The organism is Synechococcus sp. A18-25c (genome assembly GCF_014280035.1).
GTDB lineage: Bacteria > Cyanobacteriota > Cyanobacteriia > PCC-6307 > Cyanobiaceae > Synechococcus_C.
The window spans coordinates 791,892-815,935 of the sequence record NZ_CP047957.1; the positions used below are offsets into that span (position 1 = coordinate 791,892).

The 24,044-nt window shown below is 57.8% G+C and carries 37 protein-coding genes, 2 tRNA genes and 1 pseudogene; 5 read left to right on the plus strand and 35 right to left on the minus strand.

The window, feature by feature from the left end:
- Positions 1 to 42 precede the first annotated feature (42 nt).
- From SynA1825c_RS04215 to SynA1825c_RS04225, 3 genes are all read right to left on the minus strand, one after another.
- Positions 43 to 336: a Nif11-like leader peptide family natural product precursor gene (locus tag SynA1825c_RS04215; protein ID WP_186470413.1), complete on the minus strand. Its 294-nt coding sequence runs from the start codon at positions 334 to 336 to the stop codon at positions 43 to 45.
- Positions 337 to 496: 160 nt separating this feature from the next.
- Complete coding sequence (locus SynA1825c_RS04220; RefSeq protein WP_186470414.1) at positions 497 to 811, minus strand: Nif11-like leader peptide family natural product precursor; 315 nt, start codon at positions 809 to 811, stop codon at positions 497 to 499.
- A 278-nt stretch (positions 812 to 1,089) separates the two neighbouring features.
- A tRNA-Cys gene (locus SynA1825c_RS04225) sits at positions 1,090 to 1,163 on the minus strand.
- Between SynA1825c_RS04225 and SynA1825c_RS13755 the strand changes: the two genes are divergently transcribed.
- On the plus strand, positions 1,133 to 1,609 hold the full coding sequence (locus SynA1825c_RS13755) for a DUF1651 domain-containing protein (RefSeq protein WP_370593780.1): 477 nt from the start codon (positions 1,133 to 1,135) through the stop codon (positions 1,607 to 1,609). The two genes, SynA1825c_RS04225 and SynA1825c_RS13755, sit on opposite strands and share 31 nt — an antisense overlap.
- Positions 1,610 to 1,742: 133 nt before the next feature.
- Here the strand turns inward: SynA1825c_RS13755 and SynA1825c_RS04235 are convergent, their stop codons facing one another.
- The 6 genes from SynA1825c_RS04235 to SynA1825c_RS04260 all read right to left on the minus strand — a co-directional run bounded on the left by SynA1825c_RS04235 (position 1,743) and on the right by SynA1825c_RS04260 (position 4,472).
- Entirely contained in the window at positions 1,743 to 1,997 is a 255-nt protein-coding gene (locus SynA1825c_RS04235; RefSeq protein ID WP_186470415.1) for a Nif11-like leader peptide family natural product precursor, read from the minus strand.
- A 197-nt stretch (positions 1,998 to 2,194) separates the two neighbouring features.
- Complete coding sequence (locus SynA1825c_RS04240) at positions 2,195 to 2,446, minus strand: Nif11-like leader peptide family natural product precursor (RefSeq protein WP_186471018.1); 252 nt, start codon at positions 2,444 to 2,446, stop codon at positions 2,195 to 2,197.
- Between the two features lie 209 nt (positions 2,447 to 2,655).
- Entirely contained in the window at positions 2,656 to 2,949 is a 294-nt protein-coding gene (locus SynA1825c_RS04245) for a Nif11-like leader peptide family natural product precursor (protein ID WP_186470416.1), read from the minus strand.
- 152 nt (positions 2,950 to 3,101) lie between these two features.
- Positions 3,102 to 3,374 carry a hypothetical protein gene (locus SynA1825c_RS04250; RefSeq protein ID WP_186470417.1) on the minus strand — a complete coding sequence of 91 codons (273 nt, stop codon included), beginning with the start codon at positions 3,372 to 3,374 and terminating at the stop codon, positions 3,102 to 3,104.
- A gap of 424 nt (positions 3,375 to 3,798) precedes the next feature.
- Complete coding sequence (locus SynA1825c_RS04255) at positions 3,799 to 4,056, minus strand: hypothetical protein (RefSeq protein ID WP_186470418.1); 258 nt, start codon at positions 4,054 to 4,056, stop codon at positions 3,799 to 3,801.
- On the minus strand, positions 4,056 to 4,472 hold the full coding sequence (locus SynA1825c_RS04260) for a hypothetical protein (RefSeq protein ID WP_186470419.1): 417 nt from the start codon (positions 4,470 to 4,472) through the stop codon (positions 4,056 to 4,058). Before SynA1825c_RS04260 ends, SynA1825c_RS04255 begins: the two co-directional genes overlap by 1 nt.
- Positions 4,473 to 4,590: 118 nt before the next feature.
- Between SynA1825c_RS04260 and SynA1825c_RS04265 the strand changes: the two genes are divergently transcribed.
- Positions 4,591 to 5,064: a hypothetical protein gene (locus SynA1825c_RS04265; protein ID WP_186470420.1), complete on the plus strand. Its 474-nt coding sequence runs from the start codon at positions 4,591 to 4,593 to the stop codon at positions 5,062 to 5,064.
- 172 nt (positions 5,065 to 5,236) lie between these two features.
- Here SynA1825c_RS04265 and SynA1825c_RS04270 read toward each other — a convergent pair whose 3' ends face one another.
- Both SynA1825c_RS04270 and SynA1825c_RS04275 read right to left on the minus strand, forming a co-directional pair.
- Positions 5,237 to 6,640, minus strand: a complete 1,404-nt coding sequence (locus SynA1825c_RS04270) for an FAD-dependent oxidoreductase (RefSeq protein WP_186470421.1) — start codon at positions 6,638 to 6,640, stop codon at positions 5,237 to 5,239.
- 270 nt (positions 6,641 to 6,910) lie between these two features.
- A complete protein-coding gene (locus tag SynA1825c_RS04275; RefSeq protein WP_186470422.1) occupies positions 6,911 to 7,150 on the minus strand; it encodes a hypothetical protein in 240 nt (79 codons plus the stop codon).
- 73 nt (positions 7,151 to 7,223) lie between these two features.
- On the opposite strand from SynA1825c_RS04275, the gene SynA1825c_RS13605 reads away from it, so the two are divergent.
- Entirely contained in the window at positions 7,224 to 7,355 is a 132-nt protein-coding gene (locus SynA1825c_RS13605; RefSeq protein WP_255478448.1) for a hypothetical protein, read from the plus strand.
- On the opposite strand, the gene SynA1825c_RS04280 is transcribed toward SynA1825c_RS13605, so the two are convergent.
- The 10 genes and pseudogenes from SynA1825c_RS04280 to SynA1825c_RS04330 all read right to left on the minus strand — a co-directional run bounded on the left by SynA1825c_RS04280 (position 7,345) and on the right by SynA1825c_RS04330 (position 10,829).
- Positions 7,345 to 7,518, minus strand: coding sequence for a hypothetical protein (locus SynA1825c_RS04280; RefSeq protein ID WP_186470423.1), 174 nt, complete (start codon positions 7,516 to 7,518; stop codon positions 7,345 to 7,347). The genes SynA1825c_RS13605 and SynA1825c_RS04280 overlap by 11 nt on opposite strands.
- A gap of 18 nt (positions 7,519 to 7,536) precedes the next feature.
- Positions 7,537 to 7,992, minus strand: a complete 456-nt coding sequence (locus SynA1825c_RS13505) for a hypothetical protein (RefSeq protein WP_222930028.1) — start codon at positions 7,990 to 7,992, stop codon at positions 7,537 to 7,539.
- A complete protein-coding gene (locus SynA1825c_RS04295) occupies positions 7,992 to 8,375 on the minus strand; it encodes a hypothetical protein (protein WP_186470426.1) in 384 nt (127 codons plus the stop codon). Before SynA1825c_RS04295 ends, SynA1825c_RS13505 begins: the two co-directional genes overlap by 1 nt.
- A 276-nt stretch (positions 8,376 to 8,651) precedes the next feature.
- Positions 8,652 to 8,984 carry a Nif11-like leader peptide family natural product precursor gene (locus SynA1825c_RS04300; RefSeq protein WP_186470427.1) on the minus strand — a complete coding sequence of 111 codons (333 nt, stop codon included), beginning with the start codon at positions 8,982 to 8,984 and terminating at the stop codon, positions 8,652 to 8,654.
- A gap of 117 nt (positions 8,985 to 9,101) precedes the next feature.
- Positions 9,102 to 9,233, minus strand: a complete 132-nt coding sequence (locus SynA1825c_RS13760) for a class IIb bacteriocin, lactobin A/cerein 7B family (RefSeq protein WP_370593798.1) — start codon at positions 9,231 to 9,233, stop codon at positions 9,102 to 9,104.
- 6 nt (positions 9,234 to 9,239) lie between these two features.
- Positions 9,240 to 9,374: pseudogene (locus SynA1825c_RS04310) on the minus strand (Nif11-like leader peptide family natural product precursor); the annotation flags it as partial.
- Positions 9,375 to 9,552: 178 nt separating this feature from the next.
- Positions 9,553 to 9,801, minus strand: a complete 249-nt coding sequence (locus SynA1825c_RS04315) for a Nif11-like leader peptide family natural product precursor (RefSeq protein WP_186470429.1) — start codon at positions 9,799 to 9,801, stop codon at positions 9,553 to 9,555.
- 146 nt (positions 9,802 to 9,947) lie between these two features.
- Positions 9,948 to 10,220 (minus strand): hypothetical protein, encoded by a 273-nt coding sequence (locus tag SynA1825c_RS04320; RefSeq protein WP_186470430.1) that lies wholly within the window; start codon positions 10,218 to 10,220, stop codon positions 9,948 to 9,950.
- Between the two features lie 3 nt (positions 10,221 to 10,223).
- Positions 10,224 to 10,496, minus strand: a complete 273-nt coding sequence (locus SynA1825c_RS04325) for a DUF1456 family protein (RefSeq protein ID WP_186470431.1) — start codon at positions 10,494 to 10,496, stop codon at positions 10,224 to 10,226.
- Positions 10,497 to 10,755: 259 nt separating this feature from the next.
- Positions 10,756 to 10,829: transfer RNA gene (locus tag SynA1825c_RS04330), tRNA-Arg, on the minus strand.
- A gap of 67 nt (positions 10,830 to 10,896) precedes the next feature.
- Here SynA1825c_RS04330 and SynA1825c_RS04335 point away from each other — a divergent pair.
- Entirely contained in the window at positions 10,897 to 11,685 is a 789-nt protein-coding gene (locus SynA1825c_RS04335) for a helix-turn-helix domain-containing protein (RefSeq protein WP_186470432.1), read from the plus strand.
- Between the two features lie 5 nt (positions 11,686 to 11,690).
- On the opposite strand, the gene SynA1825c_RS04340 is transcribed toward SynA1825c_RS04335, so the two are convergent.
- Entirely contained in the window at positions 11,691 to 11,918 is a 228-nt protein-coding gene (locus SynA1825c_RS04340; protein WP_186470433.1) for a hypothetical protein, read from the minus strand.
- Positions 11,919 to 11,941: 23 nt separating this feature from the next.
- Complete coding sequence (rsmI, locus tag SynA1825c_RS04345) at positions 11,942 to 12,808, minus strand: 16S rRNA (cytidine(1402)-2'-O)-methyltransferase (RefSeq protein WP_255477061.1); 867 nt, start codon at positions 12,806 to 12,808, stop codon at positions 11,942 to 11,944.
- A 23-nt stretch (positions 12,809 to 12,831) separates the two neighbouring features.
- Here rsmI and SynA1825c_RS04350 point away from each other — a divergent pair, with 23 nt between their 5' ends.
- A complete protein-coding gene (locus SynA1825c_RS04350) occupies positions 12,832 to 13,749 on the plus strand; it encodes a 3'(2'),5'-bisphosphate nucleotidase CysQ (RefSeq protein ID WP_186470434.1) in 918 nt (305 codons plus the stop codon).
- An 11-nt stretch (positions 13,750 to 13,760) separates the two neighbouring features.
- Here the strand turns inward: SynA1825c_RS04350 and SynA1825c_RS04355 are convergent, their stop codons facing one another.
- The 12 genes from SynA1825c_RS04355 to SynA1825c_RS04410 form a co-directional block, all read right to left on the minus strand.
- Entirely contained in the window at positions 13,761 to 15,926 is a 2,166-nt protein-coding gene (locus SynA1825c_RS04355; protein ID WP_186470435.1) for a polyribonucleotide nucleotidyltransferase, read from the minus strand.
- A gap of 158 nt (positions 15,927 to 16,084) precedes the next feature.
- Positions 16,085 to 16,387 (minus strand): 30S ribosomal protein S14, encoded by a 303-nt coding sequence (rpsN, locus tag SynA1825c_RS04360; protein WP_186470436.1) that lies wholly within the window; start codon positions 16,385 to 16,387, stop codon positions 16,085 to 16,087.
- A gap of 43 nt (positions 16,388 to 16,430) precedes the next feature.
- Positions 16,431 to 17,513, minus strand: coding sequence for an RIP metalloprotease RseP (gene rseP / locus SynA1825c_RS04365; RefSeq protein ID WP_186470437.1), 1,083 nt, complete (start codon positions 17,511 to 17,513; stop codon positions 16,431 to 16,433).
- Positions 17,514 to 17,532: 19 nt separating this feature from the next.
- Positions 17,533 to 18,810, minus strand: coding sequence for a serine--tRNA ligase (gene serS / locus SynA1825c_RS04370; RefSeq protein ID WP_186470438.1), 1,278 nt, complete (start codon positions 18,808 to 18,810; stop codon positions 17,533 to 17,535).
- 59 nt (positions 18,811 to 18,869) lie between these two features.
- Positions 18,870 to 19,031 carry a hypothetical protein gene (locus tag SynA1825c_RS04375; RefSeq protein ID WP_186470439.1) on the minus strand — a complete coding sequence of 54 codons (162 nt, stop codon included), beginning with the start codon at positions 19,029 to 19,031 and terminating at the stop codon, positions 18,870 to 18,872.
- Between the two features lie 72 nt (positions 19,032 to 19,103).
- On the minus strand, positions 19,104 to 20,603 hold the full coding sequence (locus SynA1825c_RS04380; protein ID WP_186470440.1) for an AAA family ATPase: 1,500 nt from the start codon (positions 20,601 to 20,603) through the stop codon (positions 19,104 to 19,106).
- Complete coding sequence (locus SynA1825c_RS04385; RefSeq protein WP_186470441.1) at positions 20,596 to 21,144, minus strand: DUF177 domain-containing protein; 549 nt, start codon at positions 21,142 to 21,144, stop codon at positions 20,596 to 20,598. Before SynA1825c_RS04385 ends, SynA1825c_RS04380 begins: the two co-directional genes overlap by 8 nt.
- The gene (yidC, locus tag SynA1825c_RS04390) at positions 21,141 to 22,286 is read right to left on the minus strand and encodes a membrane protein insertase YidC (protein WP_186470442.1); all 1,146 of its coding nucleotides are present in this window, start codon (positions 22,284 to 22,286) and stop codon (positions 21,141 to 21,143) included. The genes SynA1825c_RS04385 and yidC overlap by 4 nt, the downstream gene beginning before the upstream one ends.
- Before the next feature lie 75 nt (positions 22,287 to 22,361).
- Positions 22,362 to 22,784: a PH domain-containing protein gene (locus SynA1825c_RS04395; protein WP_186470443.1), complete on the minus strand. Its 423-nt coding sequence runs from the start codon at positions 22,782 to 22,784 to the stop codon at positions 22,362 to 22,364.
- The gene (gene rnpA / locus SynA1825c_RS04400) at positions 22,781 to 23,182 is read right to left on the minus strand and encodes a ribonuclease P protein component (protein ID WP_186470444.1); all 402 of its coding nucleotides are present in this window, start codon (positions 23,180 to 23,182) and stop codon (positions 22,781 to 22,783) included. Before rnpA ends, SynA1825c_RS04395 begins: the two co-directional genes overlap by 4 nt.
- Before the next feature lie 18 nt (positions 23,183 to 23,200).
- Positions 23,201 to 23,338, minus strand: coding sequence for a 50S ribosomal protein L34 (gene rpmH / locus SynA1825c_RS04405; RefSeq protein ID WP_186470445.1), 138 nt, complete (start codon positions 23,336 to 23,338; stop codon positions 23,201 to 23,203).
- Between the two features lie 53 nt (positions 23,339 to 23,391).
- Positions 23,392 to 23,958, minus strand: a complete 567-nt coding sequence (locus SynA1825c_RS04410; RefSeq protein WP_255477062.1) for a DUF2808 domain-containing protein — start codon at positions 23,956 to 23,958, stop codon at positions 23,392 to 23,394.
- Between the last annotated feature and the right edge of the window lie 86 nt (positions 23,959 to 24,044).

Sequence of the window (24,044 nt, forward strand, 5' to 3'; positions counted from 1 at the left end):
GCTTTGAGGGCGTATAGGCTTACCAATCTGCAACAGTTGATTTTAGTGGGACCTTCCACACGATGGGCCTCGGACCATCCTGGTCGCAGGTCGGCCATCTCGTCGGGGTGCCGTGAAACCACAATTGTGACCGCCTCCGACAGCTGCTTCTTCCAGCTCATCGTCTGACAGTTCTTCCGATTGCATTGACTGAATATCTTCTGAGGTAATTGCAAACCCAGCTTCTTTAGCGATTTCAATAACGGCTTCAGGGGAGGCTGCTGCTTTGAGCTTTTCCTGCAGGCTGGTGTCGCCTTGGGCCTTTTCTAGAAAGGCTTTGAGCTGCTCTTCTGACATTGGAGGAACTGAAGCTTCAGCTCGGTCATAGCAACGGTCGGGAGCCGTGCCTGCAAGCGATAAAAAGCCACTATCAATGCAGGGTATTTGAAGGCGAAGGCGCTTTTAAAAATGGGGAACTAGAACCCATTTCGTCGCCTCCTCTGGGCCCGGCAACACGCTAATTGCACCACCACTGGGTAGTGGTGCCACCATCGAGCGCAGTACGTTGACACTGGTCGAGGGGCCCACAACCCCTGGCAAGGTGAGTATCGCGAGTACCGCGACCGCATCCACCAGCTGCACCTTCCAGCTCTGCGTCTGACAATTCATTTGCTGATTGCATTGATCGAATATCTTTTGAAGTAATCGAAAAGCCTGCTTTTTTCGCAATCTCCGCAACAGCATCTGCATCTGCAGCTCCATTGAGCTTTTCTTGCAGGCTTGTGTCAGCTTTGACCTTCTCCAGAAAGGCGTTGAGTTGCTCTTCAGACATGGGAGGGCGTGGAGCTACAGCCTTTTGAAGTCACGATCGGCTGCAGCGAATTAAACGATAAGGGATGGGCCACCCGGTTCGATCCGGGTGGCCCATTGCAAGGGCAGTTAGGGAGCGATCACCACGGTGCTCACCAGACCTTCACAGCATCGCTGCTGCCGACCTTCCAGGGCGTCAGGCTTTTGCTGATGGCGATCGCCATGTATGCGGTCGCCTCCGCCATGTGGCTTTTGTCGCCGACCATCCGCTTGGCTTTGCCTGACAAAATTTTTAGACGCCCCCTGATGGATTCGAACCATCGACCCACTGCTTTGTCGGCAGTTGGTCTCTCCAGGTCTCGATCAGCAGATCCCGTTGCAGGTGGAAAAGGCATCGCCCCATCGCGGTGGTGGCCTGCCCCAGGTCGTGCTCTCCGATCAGGGCCATGCATCAGGCCAGGTCGAGATGATCACCCCAATGGTTCGGCATGCCGTAGCAGCTGCAGCGCTCAGTCTGATCAGGGTGCTCGCCAGACTCACCGGCATGCCCAACAAGGACCGCCCCCTCGTTGACCGTCATCCGCCGAAACCCGGCGGAGAGGACTGGCTGGTGAACGCTCAGGAGCAGCTTGTGGTGCAGTTCAAACCCGACAACCCATCGCCTCATGCGGAGTGGGTGTCAGTACGGACTTACAGCTGGATTCCGCCACATCCACCAGTGCCGCAGACACGCAGGCGGATGCTCAGGCACAACGCCATTGATGCGTGGAAGCAGATGCAGAAAACAGGCTGGCAGAGGTGCTCGCCACCAGTGCGCTAATTGATATTTAATGCAGGCAATGGTGCCAGGTATAGGAGGCAGGTGTGTGGGCTTTCAGGTGTAACTGCAGAAATAAGTCGTATCAATGTAGGAGTATTAAGTGTGTAGGCTGGTCCACAAGTAGCCTAATTCTTCACTGACACATAGAGTCGCCAAACCAGCACCATCTATCCCGTTGAGTATCATTATTGCCCCCAGCTGCAATCTCCAGCTCTTCATCTGAAATTTCTGATTGAGCTTTCTTCAAGTCATCATCAGAGATGCTAAAGCCAGCCTCTTTCGCAATCGCAAGAACTGCGTCTGAATCAGCAGCTGCTTTGAGCTTTTCCTGAAGGCTGGTGTCGGCTTTAAGCTTTTCTAGAAACGCTTTGAGTTGCTCTTCTGACATTGAAGGGCGTGTAGCTACAGCCTGGTCATAGCAACGGTCGGCAGCGATGTCTGCAAGCAATCAAGAAAGCCCGCTAAGTGCGGGCGATGGTGCCAGGTATTGAAGGCTGATTGATGGGGTTAGTCAGACGATTGAAGCAATGAAAAACCCCTGTCAATGCAGGGGGTTTGATGAGGGCGTAGGCTAAATCGGATTTATCAGAAGCAGGTTCGAAAAGGTCCAATAAAGGTACAAGTGTTTCCCCCGCCAGCTGCACCTTCCAGCTCTTCATCTGACACTTCTACCGTTGCCGATTGCATTGATTGAATATCTTCTGCGGTAATTGCAAAGCCTGCGTCTTTGGCGATTTCAACAGCAGCATCAGGTGAGGCTGCTGCCTTGAGCTTTTCCTGAAGGCTGGTGTCAGTTTTAACCTTCTCCAGGAAGGCTTTGAGTTGCTCTTCTGACATTGGAGGGCGTGGAGGTACAGCCTGGTCATAGCAACGGTCGGCAGCGGTGTTCAACATCGCCAGATCGAGCTTCAAGATGTACGCTCAGACCTAATAAAAAGCCCGCTTCATGCGGGCTGCAATTTTCTGAGACAATGATTTAATCAACAAAAAAGTATTGAGTCGAAGCTTTTTATCGGAATCAAAAGAGCATCGTCTTAGATCCAAACTTACATGCCAAATGCTCCAGGAGGGGCACCACACCATGCAATAGAAGCCCCAATAGCAGCGGTTACAAGCGCTCCATTCCCAGTGTTGCACATATTGGCAGTACCACCATTCACTACTTCAAGCTCTTCTTGTGTCAGAGGAGTGTTTTTTACATGTTCAGCAGTAAAGTGGTGGCCATGATGTTTGGCAATTTCAACGACATGCTCGGCAGTTTGAGCTGATTTGAGTTTGTCTTGAAGTAATGGGTCGTCTTTGACCTTGGCGATAAATGCCTTGAGTTGCTCTTCTGACATGCGCAAGGAATGAACTACAGGCTTGTCATAGCAACGGTCGGTAACAGCACCAACAGCTCAAATGCTCTGGGGTGAGCCACCAAAGAGCCACTTGCGCATGGGTCGCATGCCAGGGCAACGACCCCAGGGCTCGTCATGCACTTGCTTGTTTCTCAGCACCCTGACCCTTCACCTCTTTTACCACCAGCAATGGCAGCAAGGGCAACCGCATCCAGTTCGAAATCATCGAACTCGTCATCGTCATCCATCTGCCTGAGGAAGCCACGCACCTCCTCTGAGGTGACCGTCATCCCCTTCTCTGCTGCGATCTCCACCATGCGCTGGATCGAGGCATCAGGGTCTGCAGTCATCAGCTTGAACAGCTCACCCTGCACCGCAGCGGGCACCGCATCACGCATTGCCTTGAACTCTTCCAGGGTTGCCATCAGCGGATCTGCAGCGTGACTCCGTTGTAGCCCTGATGCGACAACAGTTCAGCCACCCGGTTCGATCCGATTAGCCCATCGCAAGGGCAGTAAGGGAGCGATCACCACGGTGCTCACCAGACTTTCACAGCATCGCTGCTGCCGACCTTCCAGGGCGTCAGGCCTTTGCTGATGGCGATCGCCATGTCAGCGGTGGCCTCAGCCATGTGGCTGTTGTCGTCGTCCATCGGCTTGGCTTTGCCTAAGAAGATTTTTTAGACGCCCCCTGATGGATTCAAACCATCGACCGACTGCTTAGAAGGCAGAAAAATTCACAGTCGTGGACTGGGTTTTTGAAGCTATGACTGCGCTCTTGGATGTGGAGGGCGCCCTTGGTATCCCCCCAGAATGCCAATAGTGGTCCCGTTTTAGGGGGCGGGACCACTTACAAGGTGGGACCACTTTGCAATCGACCGACTGCCTCCAAGGCAGTTGGTCTTTCTTCTGCATCCAGCCGATCCACCGCAGCAGGACCACCCTCAATCAACTGCTGGCAACGATGCCGTGCCGCAGCATTCTCAGCCGGTGTGTGGAGGGCATCGTTGGCACGCAACTGACTCCAGCGACCCTGTTCAAGGATCTCCGCTTCAGCCTGTGCCCTGGCCTTTGGTGGCAAAGGGCGTCGACGACGCTTGGTCGCCATCAGCGCAGCCTCGCCATCAGCTGAGACATCACCACAAGCGCATCCTGGAGAGAAATGCACACCGGCTCATCCAGTGCTGACTGCTCTGGCATTGCCTCCAATGCCTCGCGTATACGGCTCAGTGATCGGAGTGATGCGGCGCTGCGCAACCGTGGTGTCTCATCCAACTGAGTGATGAACTCACTGGTGGGATTCATGCAATCCGCCTGATCGGCAAATGCATCCCAGACGGTGGACTGAAGAGGAAAGCCGATGCCCCCATCGGCATTTGACCGGGCGCCCATGTCCTCATCACTGCCCCCAGGCGTGACGATGACCTCAGCGGGTGGATCCACCACGGTCTGGATGGGTTTAGGTGCAGCGCAACAGGCTGATTCACAGCCATGGTCACCATGGTGGTGATCGGGCGCGATCAAGCTCAAAAACCTGCAGAAGAAACCCAAGCCTGGCCCTCGGGCCATACCCACCGATGACGCGATCATCAAACTTGTCGATGCAGTCAGAGGCGAGCGTTACGGCTGGTGTATCGCTGCAATGGCGACCTTCGGCTGCAGGACAGGTGAAGTACCCAGCCTGCAACTCAACGATGACGGCACCGCCAGCTGCCTGACGATCAAAACCAAGCTGTCCCTGCCGGAAGAGCGCACCTGTTTTGCGTACCCAGGGGAGTGGATAGAACGCTGGGACCTACATAACGTCGATATCCCAGGTGGTGTCCGCTGGCTAACGCCTCAAAGCTGGGACGCTAAGCGGAGCGAAAACTGGGTCGCAGCATGGCGGCAGTGGAGGTGCAGGTCAGTCTTCAAGGCCATTTCTGAAGAACTCACGCCGGGCTTCGACCTCTACAACCTTCGCCACCGCTGGGCCATGCGCTCCATCGAGGCGAACATCAACCAATCCCTGTGCGCCCAATCGATGGGTCACACCCTCAAAGAGCATGAGCAGACCTGCCACCGTGAGCTGAAAGGGAACACGTTGAGAGCCGCCATGGCGAAGCTCACCATGTAGCTCCGCAGCACCTCGAAAATCGAACACTTAATGGTGTTGGGAGAGGCCTAATGGAACTCGATCCCCCCTTTGTGCGGGAGGAGGCCTAGTGGTCCTCGACTCCCAGCTGCAGACAGATCCCTCACGCCAGCAGAGTCAAGATGCGCCTGCCGCTTGATTCGTCGAGAGGATCTCAGTTTCCTCCTCCATCCAAAGCGGCTGCAGCGCGGTCTACTGCCTGGATACCCGCTTCAATGGCCCCTTCGAAATAACCAGGCCAGCGGGTGGATTCTTCCGTGCCAGCCCAGAAAATTCTGCCGTGAGGCTGCTGCCAGGTTGTGCCGAATCCAGTCCATGCTCCCGGCGTGCGGAAAGCGGTGTAGCCACCGGTGGTCCACTGTTCATCGATCCAGCGCTGAACAACAAGATCGAGCGGTTCGGCAGCCTTTGGCCCCCAGTATCGAACAAGATCTTCAAGGATCAATCGCCGTTGTTCTAAATCTGGGAGACGATTCAGCTGAGATGCTCGATGTCCAGAAACAAATGAAGCCAATATTCCCGGACTTGTTTCTGGGGGACCGCTATCGGCAGTCTGTTCAAGCAATTTTAAGTTTCCTTGGCCTGCCCCACAGAACCCCTGTTCTCTCCAGAAAGCTTCTTTGTAAACCGCTAAAACTTTAAATTTTGTTCCCATTGGCGAACGTTGGATAAATTGCCTGTACTCGCTTTCAAGTCCAGGGTTGAAGGTTATTTTTTGACGTAATACTGGTGGAATTGCAACGATAGCTGCATTAGATGAAATTGATTTATTTGCACCATATCCATAAAAAACTTCAAGACCATCACCTGTTTGAGTAATTTCTTGAACTGGAGCAGAAAGTTCTATATCCTCTCTCATTTCTTCGCCAAGTAGTTTTGCAACCTCTCCCGCACCCTTCGTGATGAGCCATTCCTCTCCACCACCACTTTGAGGCGCAACGTTCTGGCCTAAAGCAAGGTGCAAAATAGAGGATTCACAGGGTTCATACCCTCCTGTACCAGTTCCGCCGGTGCAGTTGTAAGCAAAGAGCCATTGAGCAAGGCGAGACGCGTTGTTTTGCTCGAGCCAATGCGAAACAGTTGTTTTATCTAAAATTTCTGCATCAGCGGCTAGCCAAGGCTGACTTGGATTAATCGTCTTACTGATGGCTAATAGCTTATTCCACAAATTAATTGCAGAGGTTTTCTCTTCTAAATTGATGTTCAAACCTCTTGCAATAAAAAAGCCAATTGATTCAACTTCTCCTGGCATAATGCTGATATCAGCTATAGACTTTTCACCATCCCAAATAAAAACACCCTTGCCGTCGTAAAAACTTGGATGTCGTTGTAGTCCTAGCTCATCAGTCAATTGTTCTAAACGGTGATGAGTATGTCCACCCCACTGTCCCCCGAGATCAATAATTCCGCCGCTGGGGGTGATTTGATTAAACATCCGGCCGCCCACGCGGGACCGGGCCTCAAGCACTTTGACGCTGTAGCCCTTTTTCTTGGCTTCCCTTGCTGCAATCAAGCCAGAGAGACCGGCACTAACGATAGTGATGTCAACTTGATCCATGCTTTGTTATTGAATTTGAAGGGGAGAAATCTGCTAACTGGCCCGAATTAAAGCAACGGGGAAAATCCCAGTAATTGCTTTTGATGACTGGCTTCAGGCAGGCAGACTTGCCCGCATGTGGACAACGTACCCGGTTGGAGTGAACCCGTCAGGAAGTTGCGGTTTGGATTTCTTTGCGATGGCACATCGCTGACTAAAGGCTGATTCTTCGACGTGTGCCAACCGCAGGAGGCACGCCATTGCGCTTCCTCCTCGGTCAGCAGTCGAGGCTCAAACATCGATCGGTCGTCCTTGCTCCAGCTGGGCCATCTGCTCGCGCAGCTTGGCGATGTGTTCCCGCATCTCGCGGTCCAGCACCCCTCGCTCGATGCTGCGGATCACTGCCTCGCAGGCAGACACCGCGGCATAGGACTTCGTCGCCGGATCCAACGCAATCGACAGCAGCCGATCGGCAACAGCTGGGCCTGCACTGATGAGCCTGTTGTAGGTGCCCGCTAGGGCCTCCCTCACCTTCTCCTCGACGTAGGCTTCAGCTATCGGTAGATCCTTTCATTTCAGGAGGTTCCGGTAGCTGGCCCCGGTCATGTCGGAGCACTGTTTCCAGCTGTGGCCGGCGGCCCTGAGGGTTAGGGCTGCCCGCACCTTGGGTGGGATCTCACCGGATTCCTCCCGGGTGGGTCTGCCGGTGTGGCGCGCCAGCGACGTCATTCGCTGATGCCCCATTCCCGCCGGGCTGCTGCCGCCGCTTGGTTATCCATCTCCGCCTGGCTGCGGGACGTCTGATTGCGCAGGCTGGCTTCCACCGCAGTGGCATGGATCACAGCATCACTGACGCTCGCCAGTTGCTCTGACAGCTCATTGGATTTCTCGATCGTCACCACGGTGTCGATCTGTTCCTACCGCCGCTGGAGACCCTCCACCACCGTCAATGCCGTCGACATCTGAGTGCGCAGCGCTGCAATCTCACGCCGATCGGCATCACGTAGATCCAACAGCTGATTGATCATCCCCATCGCAGCGTTGTCATCGCTGTCCTTCTTCAGATCTGCTGCTTTCAGCTCCAGAAACTTTCGCTGCCGTTCTGCTGGCCAGTCATAAATCTCTTCTGGCACCTCCATCCCGCTCGAATGCTTGATCGTTCGACCGCTCAACGTTGGCTTGGCTGGTGATGACGCCCGCGGGGCAACAGGTGTTTTCACTTGCCCTAACGCCCGAGCCCGAGCCCGCTCCACTGCACCAGGAGGTGCTGCATTCAATGCATCTGCTGCACCACGATTTCGCGCTGCTTGTTTCTTTGTTCGCTCAGCACTGATGTCGTAAGCGACCTGTTCACTCTTTGTCAGTTCTGCCATCAGACCCGACCTCCTTGTGCCCACACTGCGCGTTGTTCAGATAGTCGCTGTGTCTCTGCATCCTCAGCTTCAATTCGACGCTTGGCGGCAATCTCATCACCACCCGTCTGATGCAACATGTTCTGCCAACGCTTTTCTGCAGCGCCTTTCTCCAACGCCTTGAACTGCTCCTCCAGGCTGTTGTCACGTTGCTGCTGAAATTCACCGACAAACTCAGCATCGTGATTCCATAAATCCTGCTGTGCTGCAGCACTCAACGGCTCTCCAGATTGCAATTCAGCCATCGTCGCAACACTCAACCCACCACCTGCAGCAACACGCCACCGTGCTGCCTGCGCTGGATCAAGCTCTGCAATCGCTGCTTGCAACAAACCCGCTGTCATCCCTGACTTCTCAAACGGATTAGACGGACTGATCTTGCTTGAATCAACGCCTGCCATCTTGCAAGCGCGATTTAATAATTGAATCTGTTTTGGTGTCATGATTTACGGGCTGCAATGTCCCTAATTGACACCCTAATTTTAGCGAATGCGTTTTATCTACTTTGACTCAACTGCCCTTGTCTATGCCAGGTATTGAAGGCTGATTGATGGGATTAGTCAGACGATTGAAGCAAAAAAGCTCCTGTTAATGCAGGGGCGCATAAGTAAGTAAGCTAGTCACCATGAAGGGCACCCTTTCACCGTCCCATTCAGACTGTACCCCCGATCATATCCTGAACAACACGTATCACCAGCCACTATGGTTCGTCCACCAGGTGCTTCTACGCAAAGTGTTAGGTAGCTCCCGCCCCCGCCCGCCAAGCGTTCCAGCTCTTTTTCAGAAAGCTCTAAAGGCTCGCCTGAAGCCAAGTCTTCAGCAGAAATCATAAAACCAGCCTCTTTCGCAATCGCTAGAACTGCGTCTGAATCAGCAGCAGCTTTGAGCTTCTCCTGAAGGCTGGTGTCGCCTTTGATCTTCTCTAGAAATGCCTTGAGTTGCTCTTCTGACATGGGAGGGCGTGGAGCTACAGCCTGTTTATAGCGACGGTCTCCTGAGATGTCTGTAGCCAACAAAAAAGCCCGCTAAGAGTGCAGGCGATGGTGCCAGGTATTGGAGGCTGATATGGATTATTTCTCTTCTTTCTTGATTATTTCATCCGTAACAACAGTTGCTGCAATCGTAGCAGTAACGGCAACAGCGGTCGCAATTACGGTGCCACCAGACACGCTTTCCAGCTCCTCTTCACTGAGTTGGCTGATGTGTTAAGTGCCAAAATCGTGACCATGCTCCTTAGCAATAGACACCACTTCATCCTGTGACTTAGCTGCTTTGAGTCGGTCTTGGAGGCTGGTGTCGCCATTGACCTTATCCAGAAAGGCTTTGAGTTGTTCTTTGGACATCGCTGGCTAGGTCGCTTCAGCAGTCTTAGCAACGGTCGGTAGCGGTGTCTGTATCCAATAAAAAAGCCCGCTAAGTGCGGGCAATGGTGCCAGGTATTGAAGGCTGATTGAAGGGGTTAGTCAGACGATTGAAGCAATAAAAAACCCCTGTCAATGAAGGGGCTTTGAGGGCATAAGCTCAACAACAAGGGCGCGCATCCCACCAAGTCAAACTTATTCTACCGCCAGCCGCACCTTCCAGCTCATCGTCTGAAACTTCTACCGTTGCCGATTGCATTGATTGAATATCTTCTGCGGTAATTGCAAAGCCTGCGTCTTTGGCGATTTCAAGGGCAGCTTCAGGTGAGGCTGCTGCCTTGAGCTTTTCCTGAAGGCTGGTGTCAGTTTTAACCTTCTCCAGGAAGGCTTTGAGTTGCTCTTCTGACATGAAAGGGCGTGGAGCTACAGCCTTTTGATAGTCACGATTGGCTTCAACGACTCAAACGGTCATCGATGAGCCACCAAAGAGCCTCTTGCGCATGGGTCGCATGCCAGGGCAACGCCCCCATGGCTCGTCATGCACTTGCTTGTTTCTCAGCACCCATTCCAATGACCTCTGTTACCACCAGCAATGGCAGCCAGCGCCACAGCATCTAGCTCGAAATCATCAAACTCATCGTCCTCGTCCATCTGCTTGAGGAAGCCCTTCACCTCTTCCACCGTGAGGGTCATGCCCTTCTCTGCCGCAATCTCCACCATCCGCTTGTAGGACGCTTCAGGGTCTGCAGTGAACAGGCGATACAGCTCGGCTTGCACCTCTGCTGGGACTGAATCGCGGAGTGCTTTGAAGTCGTTGAGGGTTGTCATCGTTCAGCACGAGCCTTTGCCAGTGAGAGTGCCACCAGCAATCGCAGCAAGGGCAACCGCATCCAGCTCGAAATCATCAAACTCGTCATCGTCATCCATCTTTTGCAGGAAGCCACGCACCTCTTCTGAGGTGACCGTCATTCCTTTCTCTGCTGCGATCTCCACCATGCGCTGGATCGAGGCATCAGGGTCTGAAGTCATCAGCTTGAACAGCTCCCCTTGCACACTCATCGGCACCGCATTGCGCATTGCCTTGAACTCTTCCAGCGTTGCCATCAGCGAAACTGCAGCGTGACTCCGTTGTAGCCCTGATGCGGCAACAGTTCAGCCACCCGGATCGATCCGGTTAGCCCATCGCAAGGGCAGTAAGGGCGCGATCACCACGGTGCTCACCAGACTTTCACAGCATCGCTGCTGCCGACCTTCCAGGGCGTCAGGCCTTTGCTGATGGCGATCGCCATGTCAGCGGTGGCCTCAGCCATGTGGCTGTTGTCGTCGACCATCCGCTTGGCTTTGCCTGACAAGATTTTTTAGACGCCCCCTGATGGATTCGAACCATCGACCGACTGCTTAGAAGGCAGTTGCTCTATCCAGCTGAGCTAAGGGAGCAGAGGGCTCATTGTTGCAGTCGATCCCGGCGGCGGCACCTAAGGTTGGATGCTGTGCAACTTTCGCGATGGCACCCAGCCGGCTTACAGACAGTCAGAAGCAAGAGCTGCTGGAGCGGTATCGCGCCGGGGAAACCAGTGCCGTACTGGCAGACGCCTTCGGATGCAGCACCAACACGGTCAGTCGTACGGTGCGAACGCTGTTATCGCCTGACGAGTACAGCGCACTCAAAGCTTTGCGTTCCCGCGGTGCTTCTGCTGCACCACAAGCCAAGGCCGGTGCTGACCTCAGCTCAGCACCGGAGGCTCCGAAGTCCGAAGCTATGCCGTCAGACCCGTCGGATCCAGAGGAACAATCAGCCCAAGAAGACGAGCAGGCTGAAGACGACAGTCCGTCCACTCTGGCTCTCGACGATGCTGATGACTTCGGAGCGGATGAGCCAGAGGACATCAGTGAAGACGACGACCTCGCTCCTGACCCTGATGATGTGTTTCACGAGGTGGCCGTTCTCGCTGTTGACCTGCCTCAGGTCAGCCGCGAGCAAATGAGCTGTCTGCCCTTTGCCGCTGGCGTGTTGCCTGAAAGTGTCTACATGCTGGTGGATAAAACCGTGGAGCTGGACCCTCGACCGCTGAGTGAATTTCCTGAGCTCGGCGTTGCTGATCCTTCTGAACTGTCGCGACAAGCCTTATATCTGTACGCCACCCCCAGGACGGCAAAGCGTCAGTGTGGTCGCAGCCAGCGCGTGATCAAAGTGCCTGACACGCAGGTGTTTGAGCGCACCACGCGTCACCTGGTGGCTCGCGGCATCACGCGCCTGGTGATGGAAGGAGCGTTGTATTCCCTCGACGCCTGATTGACCTACTGCTGAGAGTTAGGCATCAGGAGGGCTGTAAGGCTGCCACCGCTAACAACCCCAAGCACCGCACTCACGCCAACGACAAAACCAGCGGGCAATGGAGCCGTTTCTCCAATGCCAAGTCGCAGGCGATAGCGATCACTCAGGTTCTGGGCTCCTAGACAGAGCACCACCAGCAGGGCTGCGCCTGATCCCAGCGTGATCATCAGCAGTCGCAGGCGCAGCAGCATGCCGCGTGGTTCAAAAGGTGGGCTCAGTCTGCCTGGTTCTCTGCGGTGTGCAGCAGTGCATATAACTCCCGCTTGGATCGGCCACTGCGTTGAGCCAGATCCCGAGCTGCATCACTGGCTTTCATGCCATCGGCAATCAGTTCCTGGAGTTGCTGCAGGCATGCCTCGTCATCCAGAGGGTCTGGAGCCTGCACTTCGGCGCCACCCAGCACCAAAGTGAATTCTCCTTGGGGTGCCTGATGGGTGAAATGAGCCAAAGCGTGCCCGATCGTCGGTCCAACCTGCTCTTCGTGGCGTTTGGTTAGTTCACGGGTTACCTGCAGAGGGCGTGCCGCACCACAGTGCTCCTGTAATTCCTCCAGCAATTTCAGAAGTCGGTGGGGTGCCTCGTACAGCACAGTCGTGCGGGGTTCCTTGGCAAGGGTTTCCAGGCGTTGTCTGCGATCCCTCCCCTTAGCGGGCAGAAATCCTTCGAAGCAGAAACGACCGCTGGGGAGTCCGCTGCTAACCAGGGCGGTGGTGGCGGCGCAAGGCCCTGGGATACAGATCACGGCATGGCCTGCTGCTCTGGCTGCAGCCACCAGCTCTTCGCCTGGGTCGCTAATCCCTGGTAGCCCAGCATCACTGATCACCGCCACGCTGCGGCCCTGGCTGAGCTCATCCAGCAACTGGGGGATGCGGGCGTGGGTGTTGTGCTGATGAAAGCTGCAGCGTCTGGCTGTCGATCCCAGAGAGACGAGCAGCTGGCCGCTGTGACGTGTGTCTTCACAGGCCACCGTGTTTACCGCCGCCAGCAATGCACGCGCCCTTGGCGAAAGGTCACCGAGATGACCGATCGGTGTGCCGACCATATAGAGAACACCGTTCTCCGGTTCGGCGCGCTGCTTCACAATGGCTCCGCCCAGACCTACCCATGATGCCGACTGCTCTGACTTTGCCTGCCGGTGTCAGCCAGGACGCTTTGCTCGCGGCTTTGCGTCCACTCTGTTGGGGAGCTGCAGATATCTTGCGGGCCTATGCCCGCGGTGAGCAGCCACCGCACGGCTTTCCCAAGGTTTTGCGCGTTGATGACGGTGGAGATGGCCCGGTGTCTGCGGCTGATCTAGCTGTGAACCAGTGGTTGCTGGATGGCCTTAAGCAGGGGTTCCCGGAGGTGGATTGGACGCTACTCAGCGAAGAAACGGCCAAGGAGCAGCTCACGGAAGGCCAACCGCTGCCTGCGGAATGGCTCTGGATCCTTGATCCCCTCGATGGCACCAAGGATTTTCTCCAGGGCACCGGCGAATACGCCGTTCATCTGGCTCTGGTGCACGGGCGGCGTCCCGTGCTGGGGGTGGTGCTGCTGCCGGAAGCCGACGAACTCTGGATCGGCCTTGTCGGCGAGGGGGCCTGGTGTGAAGACCGCCAGGGCGAGCGGTCGCCGGTTCGCTTCAGCGACAGAACCACGGTTTCGGAGCTGATCCTGGTGGCCAGCCGTAGCCATCGTGACGACCGTCTGGTGACGTTGATTGACACCCTCGCCCTTGGCGGTTCTAAAGCGGTGGGCAGCGTCGGCTACAAAGTCGCCACGATTCTGCGCGGCGAGACCGATCTCTATGTCTCACTCTCCGGCAAAAGTGCTCCCAAGGACTGGGACATGGCCGCGCCGGAAGCGGTGCTGCTGGCTGCAGGTGGTGCCTTCACCCATGCCGATGGTCAGCCTTTGACGTACAACACTGGCGATGTGCGTCAGGCCGGGTGTCTGATCGCTAGTCATGGAAAAGCCCATGCCGCTCTTGAAGAGAAAGCGACACGGGCCATGGAAAGGATCGATCCTGGTTTTCAGGTCTGAACCTGAGCCCCTCAGGAGAGGGGCGCGACGGGGGTCGGAGCAGGTTCGGGAGCTGCATCCTCTCCGCTCTGGGGCACTCCGCGGAGAGTGAGGTTGATACGGCCGCGGTTGTCGATCTCACGCACGCGCACGGTGACCTCATCGCCCACTTTCACCACATCTTCCACTTTCTCCACCCGCGCCTCGGAGAGCTGGGAGATGTGGATCATGCCCTCCTTGCCAGGAAGAATTTCCACGAAGGCCCCGATCGGAATGATGCGGGTGATCGAACCGCTGAACACTTCGCCTTCATTCACCTTGCGCGTCAGTCCTTCGATGATCTTCTGGGCCTCGTCGGCGGCCGCACCGTCGTGCGAAGCAATGGTGACGATGCCACTGTCCTCGATGTCGATCTTGGTGTTGGTGCGCTCGGTGATGCCCTTGATGGTGCGTCCGCCAGGACCGATCACTGTGCCGATCAGTTCCGGATCGATGCGGAAGCTCAACAGACGTGGAGCATGGGGTGACATGCCTTCACGCGGGGTGTCGATGGCCTCCATCATCTTTTCAAGGATGTGAAGACGGGCAGGACGCGCCTGATTGATGGCTTCAGCCACTGTGTTGATGGCCAAACCGGTGATCTTCATGTCCATCTGCAGGGCGGTGATCCCCTTGTCGGTGCCGGCCACCTTGAAGTCCATATCGCCGAGGAAATCTTCGATTCCCTGGATGTCGGTGAGGATGCGCACCTCCTTGCCTTCCTTGATCAGGCCCATGGCGGCGCCGCTCACCGGTGCCTTGAGCGGAACACCAGCGTCCATCAGCGCGAGGGTGCTCCCGCAGACCGAACCCATGGAGGTGGAGCCGTTGGAGCTGAGCACTTCGCTCACCACACGCACCACGTACGGGAAGGTGTCTTTGGCCGGAAGCACGGGAAGAATCGCCCGCTCGGCCAGGGCTCCATGACCGATCTCGCGCCGTCCCGGAGAGCGCATTGGTTTGGTCTCGCCGACGGAGTAGGGCGGGAAGTTGTAGTGGTGGAGGTAGGTCTTCTCGGTGTTTGGGTTGAGATCATCCATCTCCTGGGCATCACTGGGAGTGCCGAGGGTGGCGGTGGACAACACCTGGGTGAGTCCACGTTGGAACAGGCCCGAGCCATGAACGCGCTTGGGCAGCACGCCAGCCAGAGCGCTGATTGGACGAACCTGATCCAGGGCGCGTCCATCAACGCGCTTGCCGTCCTTAACAATTTGCTGGCGCATCAACTTCTTGGTCAGAGCCTTGAAGCTGGTGGGCAGGGCCTTGCCGTTGGCAGACACCAGCTGACGCACTGGGTCGTTGTCCTTCAGCCCGTCAATGCTCTCTGCGGTCTTGCTACGGATCGCGTCCAGTTTTTCGTCCCGTTCGGCCTTGCTTTGGTCGAACTGGCTCAGCACCTCACCGATCGCCTTGCTGCACGCCTTCTCGAGGTAAACCGGCAGGGTGGTGTCTTCGCTGGGAGCCTCAGGTTTCACCTGCTTGATGCCCGCGTCTTTGAGGATGGTCTCCTGGGCCTTGATCAGCTCGCAGACAGCCTCGTAACCGAAGTCAATCGCTTCGATCACGTCCTGCTCGGGTAGCTGGTTGGCGCCTGCCTCCACCATCACCACACCTTCCGGTGTTCCGGCTACCACCAGGTCCAGATCACCGCGTTCGATTTCTCGGTAGCTGGGGTTTAACACGAAGTCGTCTCCGAGGAGACCGACTCGCACCGCCGCCATAGGGCCGTGGAAGGGAATGCCTGCAAGCAGCGTGGCCAGGGAAGCACCAGTCACCGACAGCACATCAGCGGGGACCCGCTCATCCAAAGACATGCAGGTGGCCACGATCTGCAGGTCATCCCTGAGCCAGCTGGGGAATAGCGGCCGCATCGGGCGGTCGATCAGGCGGCTGATCAGCGTGGCCCGTTCTGGCGGACGTCCTTCCCGGCGCATGAAACTGCCAGGGATGCGACCTGCGGCATACAGACGCTCCTCGTAATCGCAAATGAGGGGCAGGAAATCAATGCCCTCGCGTCCTGCTGAACGGGTGGCGGTCACGAGCACGGACGTGTCACCGCACTCAATCATCACGGAACCACCGGCCTGGGGGGCATACCGCCCTGTGGTCAGTCGAATCTCCCGACCGTCAAAGGAGATCGACTGTGTCTGACCTTGCACTGTTGTTTATGTCTTTCTGTCAAGTCTGATTCTGGCACTTCACCGGATTCAACCGCCAATCCCTCGGAATCCACTCAGTTTGCTGACGACGATTGCATCAAAAAAGGAGGTGATTGCTCACCTCCTTTTTCGTTTAGAAGCGTTTTGACCTCAGCGGATCACCAGCTGGACTTGACCACGCCGGGCAGTTCGCCTTTATGGGCACGTTCGCGCAGCTGGTTGCGGCAGAGGCCGAAATCCCGATACACACCGCGGGGTTTGCCGGTAGCCCAGCAGCGATTGCGCATGCGAGTGGGTGCACTGTTGCGGGGAAGGGCCTGAATCTTGCGATGAATTTCAAGACGCTCCATTGGATCCTTCGCTGCATCGAAGGCGGCCATCAGGGCTGACCGCTTGGCAGCGAAGCGCTCCACAATTTTTTTCCGCTTCGCATCGCGGGCAATCATCGACTTCTTGGCCATGCAGCGGTTGAAAAGGAGCGGTTCGATCAACAACGATACCGTCTCACTGTCCCAGTAACTGACGCACCACCGGCAGCTGGCTGGTGTCGCGCACGATTAGCAGAACACTGAGGCCGAGCACGAACAGCAGGCTCGATTGCATCACCGCCAGTTGGAAGCGCTCGGGCAGCGGTCGACCGCGTAGGCCCTCCAGGAGTAACAACACCGCCTGGCCTCCATCGAGCAGGGGCAGGGGCAGGGCATTGAGCACGGCCAAGTTGATGGAAATCAAGGCCACGAACAGGGCCAAGCCGGAGCCTCCCTGACTGGAGAGTTGAGCGCCCATCTCCACGATTTTGACCGGGCCCGACACCTGCTGCGCTGTGGCACCGAAATTGGTGAACAGTCCGGCATATCCGGCCGCTGTGCGAGTGACCAGTCCGCTGAACTGATGGCTGGACACCGTGATTGCTTCCCAGGGCGATCCCACGGGTCGGCTTTCGCCGGTGAGAACCTCTTGCAACTGAGCGCCGATGCGACCGGTGCCCTGTTGATCTGAGGGGGTGAGCGTCAGCGGGAGTTGCTCCCCGTTGCGTTCAATGCGCAGGCTCAGGGATTGCCCGGGGTGTTGACGGATCGGGTCCACGGCTGCTTTGACCGCCGGCTCGCCGCTTCCTAGAAGAACATTATCGATGCTGAGGATGCGGTCGCCCGCCCTCAACCCCGATGTGGCGGCTGCTTCGCCGCCCTGCACGCTCATCACCATCACCCCAGGGGCTGGTTCTCCAGGCACCCCGGTCACGGCCGTGTGGCTGACGAGCACCAACCAGGCCAGCAGCAGGTTGGCCAGCACTCCAGCACTGATGACGAGCAACCGCTGAGGAATCGGACGGTTGCGTAGCAGATCTGGGTCGTCATCCGGAATCTCGCTGGCCTCGTCATCGTCCGGGAAGGAGACGAAACCGCCGAGGGGTAACAGGCGCAGCGCGTAGGTGACACCATCGCGCTCGGTTTTGAGCAATGCAGGTCCGAATCCCACCGAGAAGCCATTTACACGGATGCCCTGCAGTCGAGCAGCCAGGAAGTGCCCGGCTTCATGGATCACGATCAGCAGCCCCAGAGCCAGCAGTGAGGCCAGAACGTTCATGAGATCCGATTGAGTGGAATCATTCTGGCCGGATGTGGTCGCCACCGAAGTAAGGCACCAACGCCTGGGGGAGTTTCACGCTCCCATCGGCTTGCTGACCGTTCTCCAGTAACGCCGCCATGGTGCGGCCGATGGCCAGACCGCTTCCGTTCAAGGTGTGAACCAGCCGGGTGGCTTTGCCTTCTTTGGTGCGGATGGAAGAACGCCTCGCCTGGAAATCCCCGCAAACGCTGCAACTGGAGATCTCCCGGTAGGCACCCGCGCCGGCAAGCCACACTTCCAAGTCATAGGTTCGGGTGGCGGAGAAGCCGAGATCACCGGTGCAGAGCTCGAGCACGCGGTAGGGCAGTTCCAGGGCCTGCAGCACCGCTTCGGCATCGGCAGTGATCTGGGCGTGGGCCTCAGCCGACTGGTCGGGATGGGCGAACCAGTAGAGCTCAACTTTGTTGAACTGGTGCAAGCGGATCAACCCACGGGTGTCACGGCCATAGCTGCCTGCTTCGCGACGGAAGCAAGGGCTGTACGCCACGTAGCGCAACGGCAGCTGATCCACCGGGATGATTTCTTCACGGTGCAGTGATGTGACCGGCACCTCGGCCGTGGGTGTCAGCCACAGGTCGTCTTCAGCGCAGCGAAAGCTTTCCTCGGCAAATTTCGGAAGCTGACCGGATCCTGTGAGGCTGGCGCTGTTGACCAGCACTGGAGGCAGCACTTCCCGGTAGCCCTTACCGGTGTGCAGGTCCAGCATGAAATTGATCAGGGCCCGTTCCAGCCGCGCGCCCTGGCCGAGCAGGGTCACAAAGCGGCTCTGAGCAATCCGCACGGACCGCTCGCTGTCGAGAAGCCCCAGGCGATCGGCAATCGCCCAATGCTCCTCGAGGCCTCGCTCTTCGCGTGGACTGCCCCAGCGGCGCACCTCAACGTTGTCGGTTTCGTCCTTGCCATCGGGGCTTTCGCTCGACGGCAGGTTCGGAAAGGTGAGCAGCTGGGTCTTCAGCTTCAAGGCCAGCTGCTTTTCCTCGTCTTCCAGCACCGCCACCTTCTGCTTGATGGCGTTGCCTTCCTTGCGCAATTCGGCGATGTCATCCCCCTTCGGATCCGCACCTCCTTTGATTCTCTGGCCCACCTCCTTGCCGATCCGGTTGCCTTCGGCTTGGAGGTTGCTGCGTTGTTCTTCGAGGTCGCGCTGTTGCTGTGCGATCAGTTGCAGGTATGTGAGATCAACATCCATGCCTCGGCGCCCCAGTTGAGCCGCAATCAGCTCAGGGTTCTCTCGCACCAGACGCTGATCGAGCACAGGGATTCAGATGACAGCGCCGGCAGCCTAAGCGTCCGCTGTCAGCGCCTTCCTCGCGCTCAGAGAACCTGTCCCACCATGACAGCTGCGACGGCGGAGAACAGGGTGATTCCCAGTGCGGTAATCGGGTTCTGGCCCTGCGCCACAGCCACCGTGGTGATCACACCGGCCCCGAGGCAGGCTGCTGCCAGCTGAGCAGTGAAATCGGAAGGACGGTTCACAGAAAGATCGCGGTCGATGACCGGAACTTACGGAGTGCACAGGGTTTTGACCTGAGTGCCCCACTCAGATTGTTACGCCGTTTGAGAGTTCGTTACGCCCCGCAATGAAGCGGGTCGTGCGCGCCCTGCGCTCGCCCATTGCTTGAGGCTCTCGAGTTGTTCCCGTGCGGTGCGTGACAGTGGCACCAGCTGTGCCGCTGCTTGAATCAAATCGCTCTCAGACAGCTCCCGGCTGTCTGCGAAGGCCAGGTGCATGGCTTCAATCACCACCTGCTCGAGTTCAGCGCCTGAATACCCATCGGTGCGGTCGACCACGGTGGAGAGAGGCAGCTCGAGACCGGGGCGTCGGCGCTGGAGGTGCAAGCTCAGGATGCTGTTGCGCTCGTCCCGCGAGGGAAGGTCCAGCAGGAAGATCTCATCGAATCGTCCTTTCCGCAGCAGTTCCGCTGGCAGGCGCTCCACGCCGTTGGCGGTGGCCACCACAAACACCGCAGAGCGTTTCTCGGCCATCCAGGTGAGCACGGTGGCGAGTACGCGCTGGCTGGTGCCGCCATCGCTGCGGCTGTCATTGCCGAACCCTTTGTCGATTTCGTCAATCCACAGCACGCATGGGGCCATGGCTTCTGCCCGTTGAATCATGTCGCGGGTGCGCGCTTCACTGGCCCCCACCAGACCGGAAAACAGTCGGCCCACATCCAGTCGCAGTAGCGGCATGGACCAGCTGTGTGCGATGGCACGGGCCGTGAGTGATTTCCCGGTGCCCTGGGGGCCGACAAGCAGAACCCCGCGGGGGAGGGGCAGGCCGAATCGACGGGCATCGTCATTGAAGGCACGGTGGCGTTGATCCAGCCAGTGCTTCAACGTCTCCAAGCCGCCGATGTCGCCCGGTGTGGCATCGGTCCGGCAGAACTCGAGTACTTCGCTGCGGGCGAGGGAGAGGCGCTTTTCCTCCAGCACATCAGCCAGATCGTCACGGCTCAGGGATCCCCGTTGAGCGAGAGCCTTAGCGGCCACATGCCGCACGCGTGCCTCGCTGAGGCCACAGCAGGCGTGGGTGAGTTCTTCCAGCACATCCGCTTCCAGGTCGCGTCCGCTGGCGCGGGCGATATTGGCCAGCAGTGTGCGTAGCTCCTCTTCCTGGGGCAATGGCAGATCCAGCAGTGTGAGCGCTTCATCCAGGTCTGCGGGTGGAGTCCACTGCCCGCAGGTCACGATCAGGGTGTGAGGCGTCGTGCGCAGCTGGCTGGCAAGGTTGCGCAGCATGCGGGCAATGCCGGGGTCATCGCAGAAGCGATGCACGTCTTTCAGCAGCAGCAGCGTGGGGTTGCTGCTGGGGCGATCTTGAAGCCACTGGAGGACGGCCATGGGCTGACGCGCACCCAGCTGTTCTTGCCCCAGCACGCCACTAAGGCCGCCTACGAAGTCCCAGCTGGCCAGGGTTCGATCCGGAAGGCGCTGACAGGTCTGCCTCAGCAGTCCCTCAACGCGCTCTTCTTCATGGCTGCGGATCCAGATCAGGGGTGTGCCCGACCGAATGAGCAGATCCAGTTGACCGATCCAGGTGTTAGCCATGGTCTCCCCTATCCGGTTGCAGGGACGACTGCAGATCCCGCAGTGCCTTCCAGCGAGGATCCACGGCCGCGGCGCTTGATGGTTTGCGAGGCTCGGCCGCGTGAGTTGGCATGCCTGGGCAGAGATCGCCGCAACGGTTGACCACCGACATCTGAAGACTCAGTTGTTCAAACACCCAGCGTTCCGGTTCGAAATCCCCACGGGGATCCAGCACGTCCACCAGACCGTCAGGGGTTTCCGGATCAAGCCCTGCATCGGCCAGTAATTCGTCCGTTGGCTCACCCCCAAGCCAGATCAGTTCTTTGGACTCGGCCTTGAGCTCTTGATTGAAGCGACCCAGGCAGCGATCGCAACGAAGGCAGACGATGGTCTGTAGCGACCCCTCCACCTCAAGCAGGTTGCCGCGGTGCTCAGCCCTGAGGCTGCCACGCACGGGAGTCAGGCTTTGGATCGCCTCGAGTTGCCCCTCCACATTCCAGACCCTGGACGTTCCCAGAGCCTGGAGCTCCCTCAGCGGTACCGGCTCGAGGCCGGGGATCATTTGTTCCCGCCTTTCGGCTCGAAGGGCAGCCGGCTGCCGGCTGCACCGCTGGCGGTGGCGGCTGCAGGTGTCTGGGCCTGTTTCAACTGCTCATCAAGAATGGCCTGGAGGTTGTCAGGCAGGGCCTCGCGGGTGAGCAGGAAGGTTTGCGCAGCCTGGAAGATGTTGGCGATCACCATGTAGAGGAGAACGCCCGCGGGCAATGGGAAGAACAGGAACATGCCCGTGATCATGACTGGCGTGATCTTGTTGGCGGTGGCCTGTTGGGGATTGGCAGGCATTCCCATTCCTGACAGCAGCTGGGAAATGAACAGACTCACGCCAAAGGAACCCACCAAGATGGCGATGTCCCAGTTGATCGAACCATCGGTGTAGAAGCCCACCTGACCCAGGGCCTTGATGAAGAGGAAACCACTGCGGGCCGCTAGGCCGGGGATCTTGCCTTCGACGGTGGCGTCGCCGGGAGCCAAAGCAGTGATGGTGCCGCTGTCCGAGACGGACACGATGGATTCGCCTTTGGTCACCGTCCAGTCGGGGAGAAAAGACTGGCCGTTGTCGACCCCAGTCAGCACCTCGCTAAAGGGCGTGCCGCTTTTGGTCTGCAATTGGATCTGGACCGATTCCCCTGAGCCGATCTTGGTGCCGCCCGGCAGGCTGGCGATCACGGGAACGTGATCGGTTTCGGTGACAAAGATCGAGTGGCTGGCGCTGCTGAAGGGCTTGGGTTCGATGGCAGCGATCTGCTCCGAGGGCAGCACCTTCAGATTGAGGGTGTACGGCACATCCGCGAACGGTGATCCGCGCAGCGTGGCGAACAGGGCAAACAGGATCGGCATCTGCACGAGCAGAGGTAGACAACCGGCCAGCGGGCTGCCGAACTCCTTCATCAGCTTGCTCAGCTCCTCTTGCTGCTTTTGAGGGTTGCTGGCGAAGCGCGCCTTGATCTCGGCTTGCCGCTTCTGCATCACCGGTTGGGCGATGCGCATGCGGCGTGCACTGCGGATGGATCCGGCGCTGAGAGGGAACAGTGCGAGGCGGATCACTACCGTGAGCGCCACGATCGCGAGTCCGTAGCTGGGGACCAATCCGTAGAAGAAATCGAGGATTGGCAGCAGCAGATTGTCGGAGATGTACCCGATCACGATGGCGTTCCGCGTGGTGATGAAAGGTGATGCCAGTGTGCAACAACGGCGATGCCGTTGCGCTCATGCCAAGGGTCAGGCAGCGAATCCCTTGGTGGAAGCGATGTCGCTCTCTGCACCTTTGGCCGCAGGACGGGACTTAATCCGTTCCTCGATGTAAGTCTCGATCTCTCGGAACTTAGGCATGGAGCGAAGTTCCAAGCGCGAGCCGTCTGTTAGCACCAGCACCATGTCCCCCCAAGCACCGAAGCCCCGAGGCACACAGCGCACTTCCTTGATCTGGCTGTAAACAACCTGGGTGCGATCGCGGCCCAGCCAGCCGCCGCTCACGGAGATGCGCCGGCTGGTGACCTTGAAACGCAGCCAGAGGGCACGAACCACCCCGCCAACAGCGAAGGGCAGACCAATCAGGGTGAGGCCCAGAAGGAGGTTGAAAATCAGATCCCCTTTAGCAGGGCCCCCCTCGTAAAAGGTGTCTTCCTGGATCGAACCGTTCATGTCGTCAGCCCTGCCTGTTTAAGCAATCTGTCGCATTCTTCCAGCAAGGCGTGGCTCTCGGGGGCAACCCCTGGCTTCAAACTCACCAAAAGCCAGATGGCACCGTGTTCCGGTGCCTGTTCGAAGCGGCTGCGCAGATGCGCGTGCAAGCGGCGACGCAGGCGATTGCGCACAACGGCACGCTTGCTCACCTTGCTGCTGATTACGACAGCCACGCGGCAACGTGCGCGATCCGCTGTGGACGATGAGGTCTTCAACGCCGCGTTGCGGTTCAGCAATTCATTTCTGGCTGGGGCAGTGCGCAACACCATCAAGGTGCTGTGAAATCGTCTGCCTCGCCGATGAAGGTGGTCGAAACAGCGATGGCCACGCAGGCGCATGGATGCCGGCAAGACCATCGCAGATGTCTTGACTGATCAAGCAGCGAGACGGGCCCGTCCGCGCTTACGGCGACTGCGGATCACGCGCCGGCCAGTATGAGAGCGCATCCGCACTCGGAAGCCTGAGACGCGCTTGCGCTTGCGGCTGGTGCCTCCGAGAGTTCGTTTGGTCATTGGATAGTTACGGCGCCCGGCCTTTCGTCAAGAAGCGAGTTTATCAGCTTGGGTCAGTCAATATCGACGGACCAGCTGCCCAGATAGCCAGACACCGGCACTTCTCCGGGGGCCTGAGCAAGGGCATTGAACTGGAACATGCCCGACTTGGTGGGGTTGAACACATTCATCACCACGGCAACGGTGCCACCGGTCGGGATCGGCGTGTCGGGAAAGACATCAATCGCGGTTTGCTCTTCGTTCACCTCAATCACCGCCGGCAGAACCTCTTCGCAACGACTGCGCGACAGCATTCCGCCCAGTTTCATCCTGCAAAGAGAGAGGTTTTTGGGACGAATGCGGGCGTTGAAGTGCCTGGGCACGCTGATGCTCAGTTTGAGAATGGCGGTCTTTCGATCCTTGGGTCGCAACATGAACATGTACTCAGCCCGTTCCCGCTGACGCTGGCTGCTCTGCACGAAATACAGCTTGCGATAACCGCTGTTGTCATCCCAGCGGAATTCCAAGAGCGACGGAGTGTTTTGTGCCGATGCCGGTGGTGCTGAAAGGGGTTGCAGCAAGGCGGTGGTGCCGATGGCGCCACAGCTGATCAGGGCTGCGATACCAGCGCTTCGGCTCATGAAGGGAAAATGTCGGGTCATCGCGGCAAGAAAGTGATCGGCCCTTGAGCCGTGAGTCGTTTGTGAATTGTCGTGAGAATCACTCC

Excerpts from the sequence above, each read along its gene's own strand:
- SynA1825c_RS04215 (WP_186470413.1), bottom strand. The coding sequence starts at position 336 with ATGTCAGAAGAGCAGCTCAAAGCCTTTCTAGAAAAGGCCCAAGGCGAC.
- SynA1825c_RS04220 (WP_186470414.1), bottom strand. The coding sequence starts at position 811 with ATGTCTGAAGAGCAACTCAACGCCTTTCTGGAGAAGGTCAAAGCTGAC.
- SynA1825c_RS04235 (WP_186470415.1), bottom strand. The coding sequence starts at position 1,997 with ATGTCAGAAGAGCAACTCAAAGCGTTTCTAGAAAAGCTTAAAGCCGAC.
- SynA1825c_RS04240 (WP_186471018.1), bottom strand. The coding sequence starts at position 2,446 with ATGTCAGAAGAGCAACTCAAAGCCTTCCTGGAGAAGGTTAAAACTGAC.
- SynA1825c_RS04245 (WP_186470416.1), bottom strand. The coding sequence starts at position 2,949 with ATGTCAGAAGAGCAACTCAAGGCATTTATCGCCAAGGTCAAAGACGAC.
- SynA1825c_RS04250 (WP_186470417.1), bottom strand. The coding sequence starts at position 3,374 with ATGGCAACCCTGGAAGAGTTCAAGGCAATGCGTGATGCGGTGCCCGCT.
- SynA1825c_RS04255 (WP_186470418.1), bottom strand. The coding sequence starts at position 4,056 with ATGGCGACCAAGCGTCGTCGACGCCCTTTGCCACCAAAGGCCAGGGCA.
- SynA1825c_RS04265 (WP_186470420.1), top strand. The coding sequence starts at position 4,591 with ATGGCGACCTTCGGCTGCAGGACAGGTGAAGTACCCAGCCTGCAACTC.
- SynA1825c_RS04270 (WP_186470421.1), bottom strand. The coding sequence starts at position 6,640 with ATGGATCAAGTTGACATCACTATCGTTAGTGCCGGTCTCTCTGGCTTG.
- SynA1825c_RS13605 (WP_255478448.1), top strand. The coding sequence starts at position 7,224 with ATGTCGGAGCACTGTTTCCAGCTGTGGCCGGCGGCCCTGAGGGTTAGG.
- SynA1825c_RS13505 (WP_222930028.1), bottom strand. The coding sequence starts at position 7,992 with ATGGCAGAACTGACAAAGAGTGAACAGGTCGCTTACGACATCAGTGCT.
- SynA1825c_RS04295 (WP_186470426.1), bottom strand. The coding sequence starts at position 8,375 with ATGACAGCGGGTTTGTTGCAAGCAGCGATTGCAGAGCTTGATCCAGCG.
- SynA1825c_RS04300 (WP_186470427.1), bottom strand. The coding sequence starts at position 8,984 with ATGTCAGAAGAGCAACTCAAGGCATTTCTAGAGAAGATCAAAGGCGAC.
- SynA1825c_RS04315 (WP_186470429.1), bottom strand. The coding sequence starts at position 9,801 with ATGTCAGAAGAGCAACTCAAAGCCTTCCTGGAGAAGGTTAAAACTGAC.
- SynA1825c_RS04320 (WP_186470430.1), bottom strand. The coding sequence starts at position 10,220 with ATGACAACCCTCAACGACTTCAAAGCACTCCGCGATTCAGTCCCAGCA.
- SynA1825c_RS04325 (WP_186470431.1), bottom strand. The coding sequence starts at position 10,496 with ATGGCAACGCTGGAAGAGTTCAAGGCAATGCGCAATGCGGTGCCGATG.
- SynA1825c_RS04335 (WP_186470432.1), top strand. The coding sequence starts at position 10,897 with ATGGCACCCAGCCGGCTTACAGACAGTCAGAAGCAAGAGCTGCTGGAG.
- SynA1825c_RS04340 (WP_186470433.1), bottom strand. The coding sequence starts at position 11,918 with ATGCTGCTGCGCCTGCGACTGCTGATGATCACGCTGGGATCAGGCGCA.
- SynA1825c_RS04350 (WP_186470434.1), top strand. The coding sequence starts at position 12,832 with ATGATGCCGACTGCTCTGACTTTGCCTGCCGGTGTCAGCCAGGACGCT.
- rpsN (WP_186470436.1), bottom strand. The coding sequence starts at position 16,387 with ATGGCCAAGAAGTCGATGATTGCCCGCGATGCGAAGCGGAAAAAAATT.
- rseP (WP_186470437.1), bottom strand. The coding sequence starts at position 17,513 with ATGAACGTTCTGGCCTCACTGCTGGCTCTGGGGCTGCTGATCGTGATC.
- SynA1825c_RS04380 (WP_186470440.1), bottom strand. The coding sequence starts at position 20,603 with ATGGCTAACACCTGGATCGGTCAACTGGATCTGCTCATTCGGTCGGGC.
- SynA1825c_RS04385 (WP_186470441.1), bottom strand. The coding sequence starts at position 21,144 with ATGATCCCCGGCCTCGAGCCGGTACCGCTGAGGGAGCTCCAGGCTCTG.
- SynA1825c_RS04395 (WP_186470443.1), bottom strand. The coding sequence starts at position 22,784 with ATGAACGGTTCGATCCAGGAAGACACCTTTTACGAGGGGGGCCCTGCT.
- rnpA (WP_186470444.1), bottom strand. The coding sequence starts at position 23,182 with ATGGTCTTGCCGGCATCCATGCGCCTGCGTGGCCATCGCTGTTTCGAC.
- rpmH (WP_186470445.1), bottom strand. The coding sequence starts at position 23,338 with ATGACCAAACGAACTCTCGGAGGCACCAGCCGCAAGCGCAAGCGCGTC.
- SynA1825c_RS04410 (WP_255477062.1), bottom strand. The coding sequence starts at position 23,958 with ATGAGCCGAAGCGCTGGTATCGCAGCCCTGATCAGCTGTGGCGCCATC.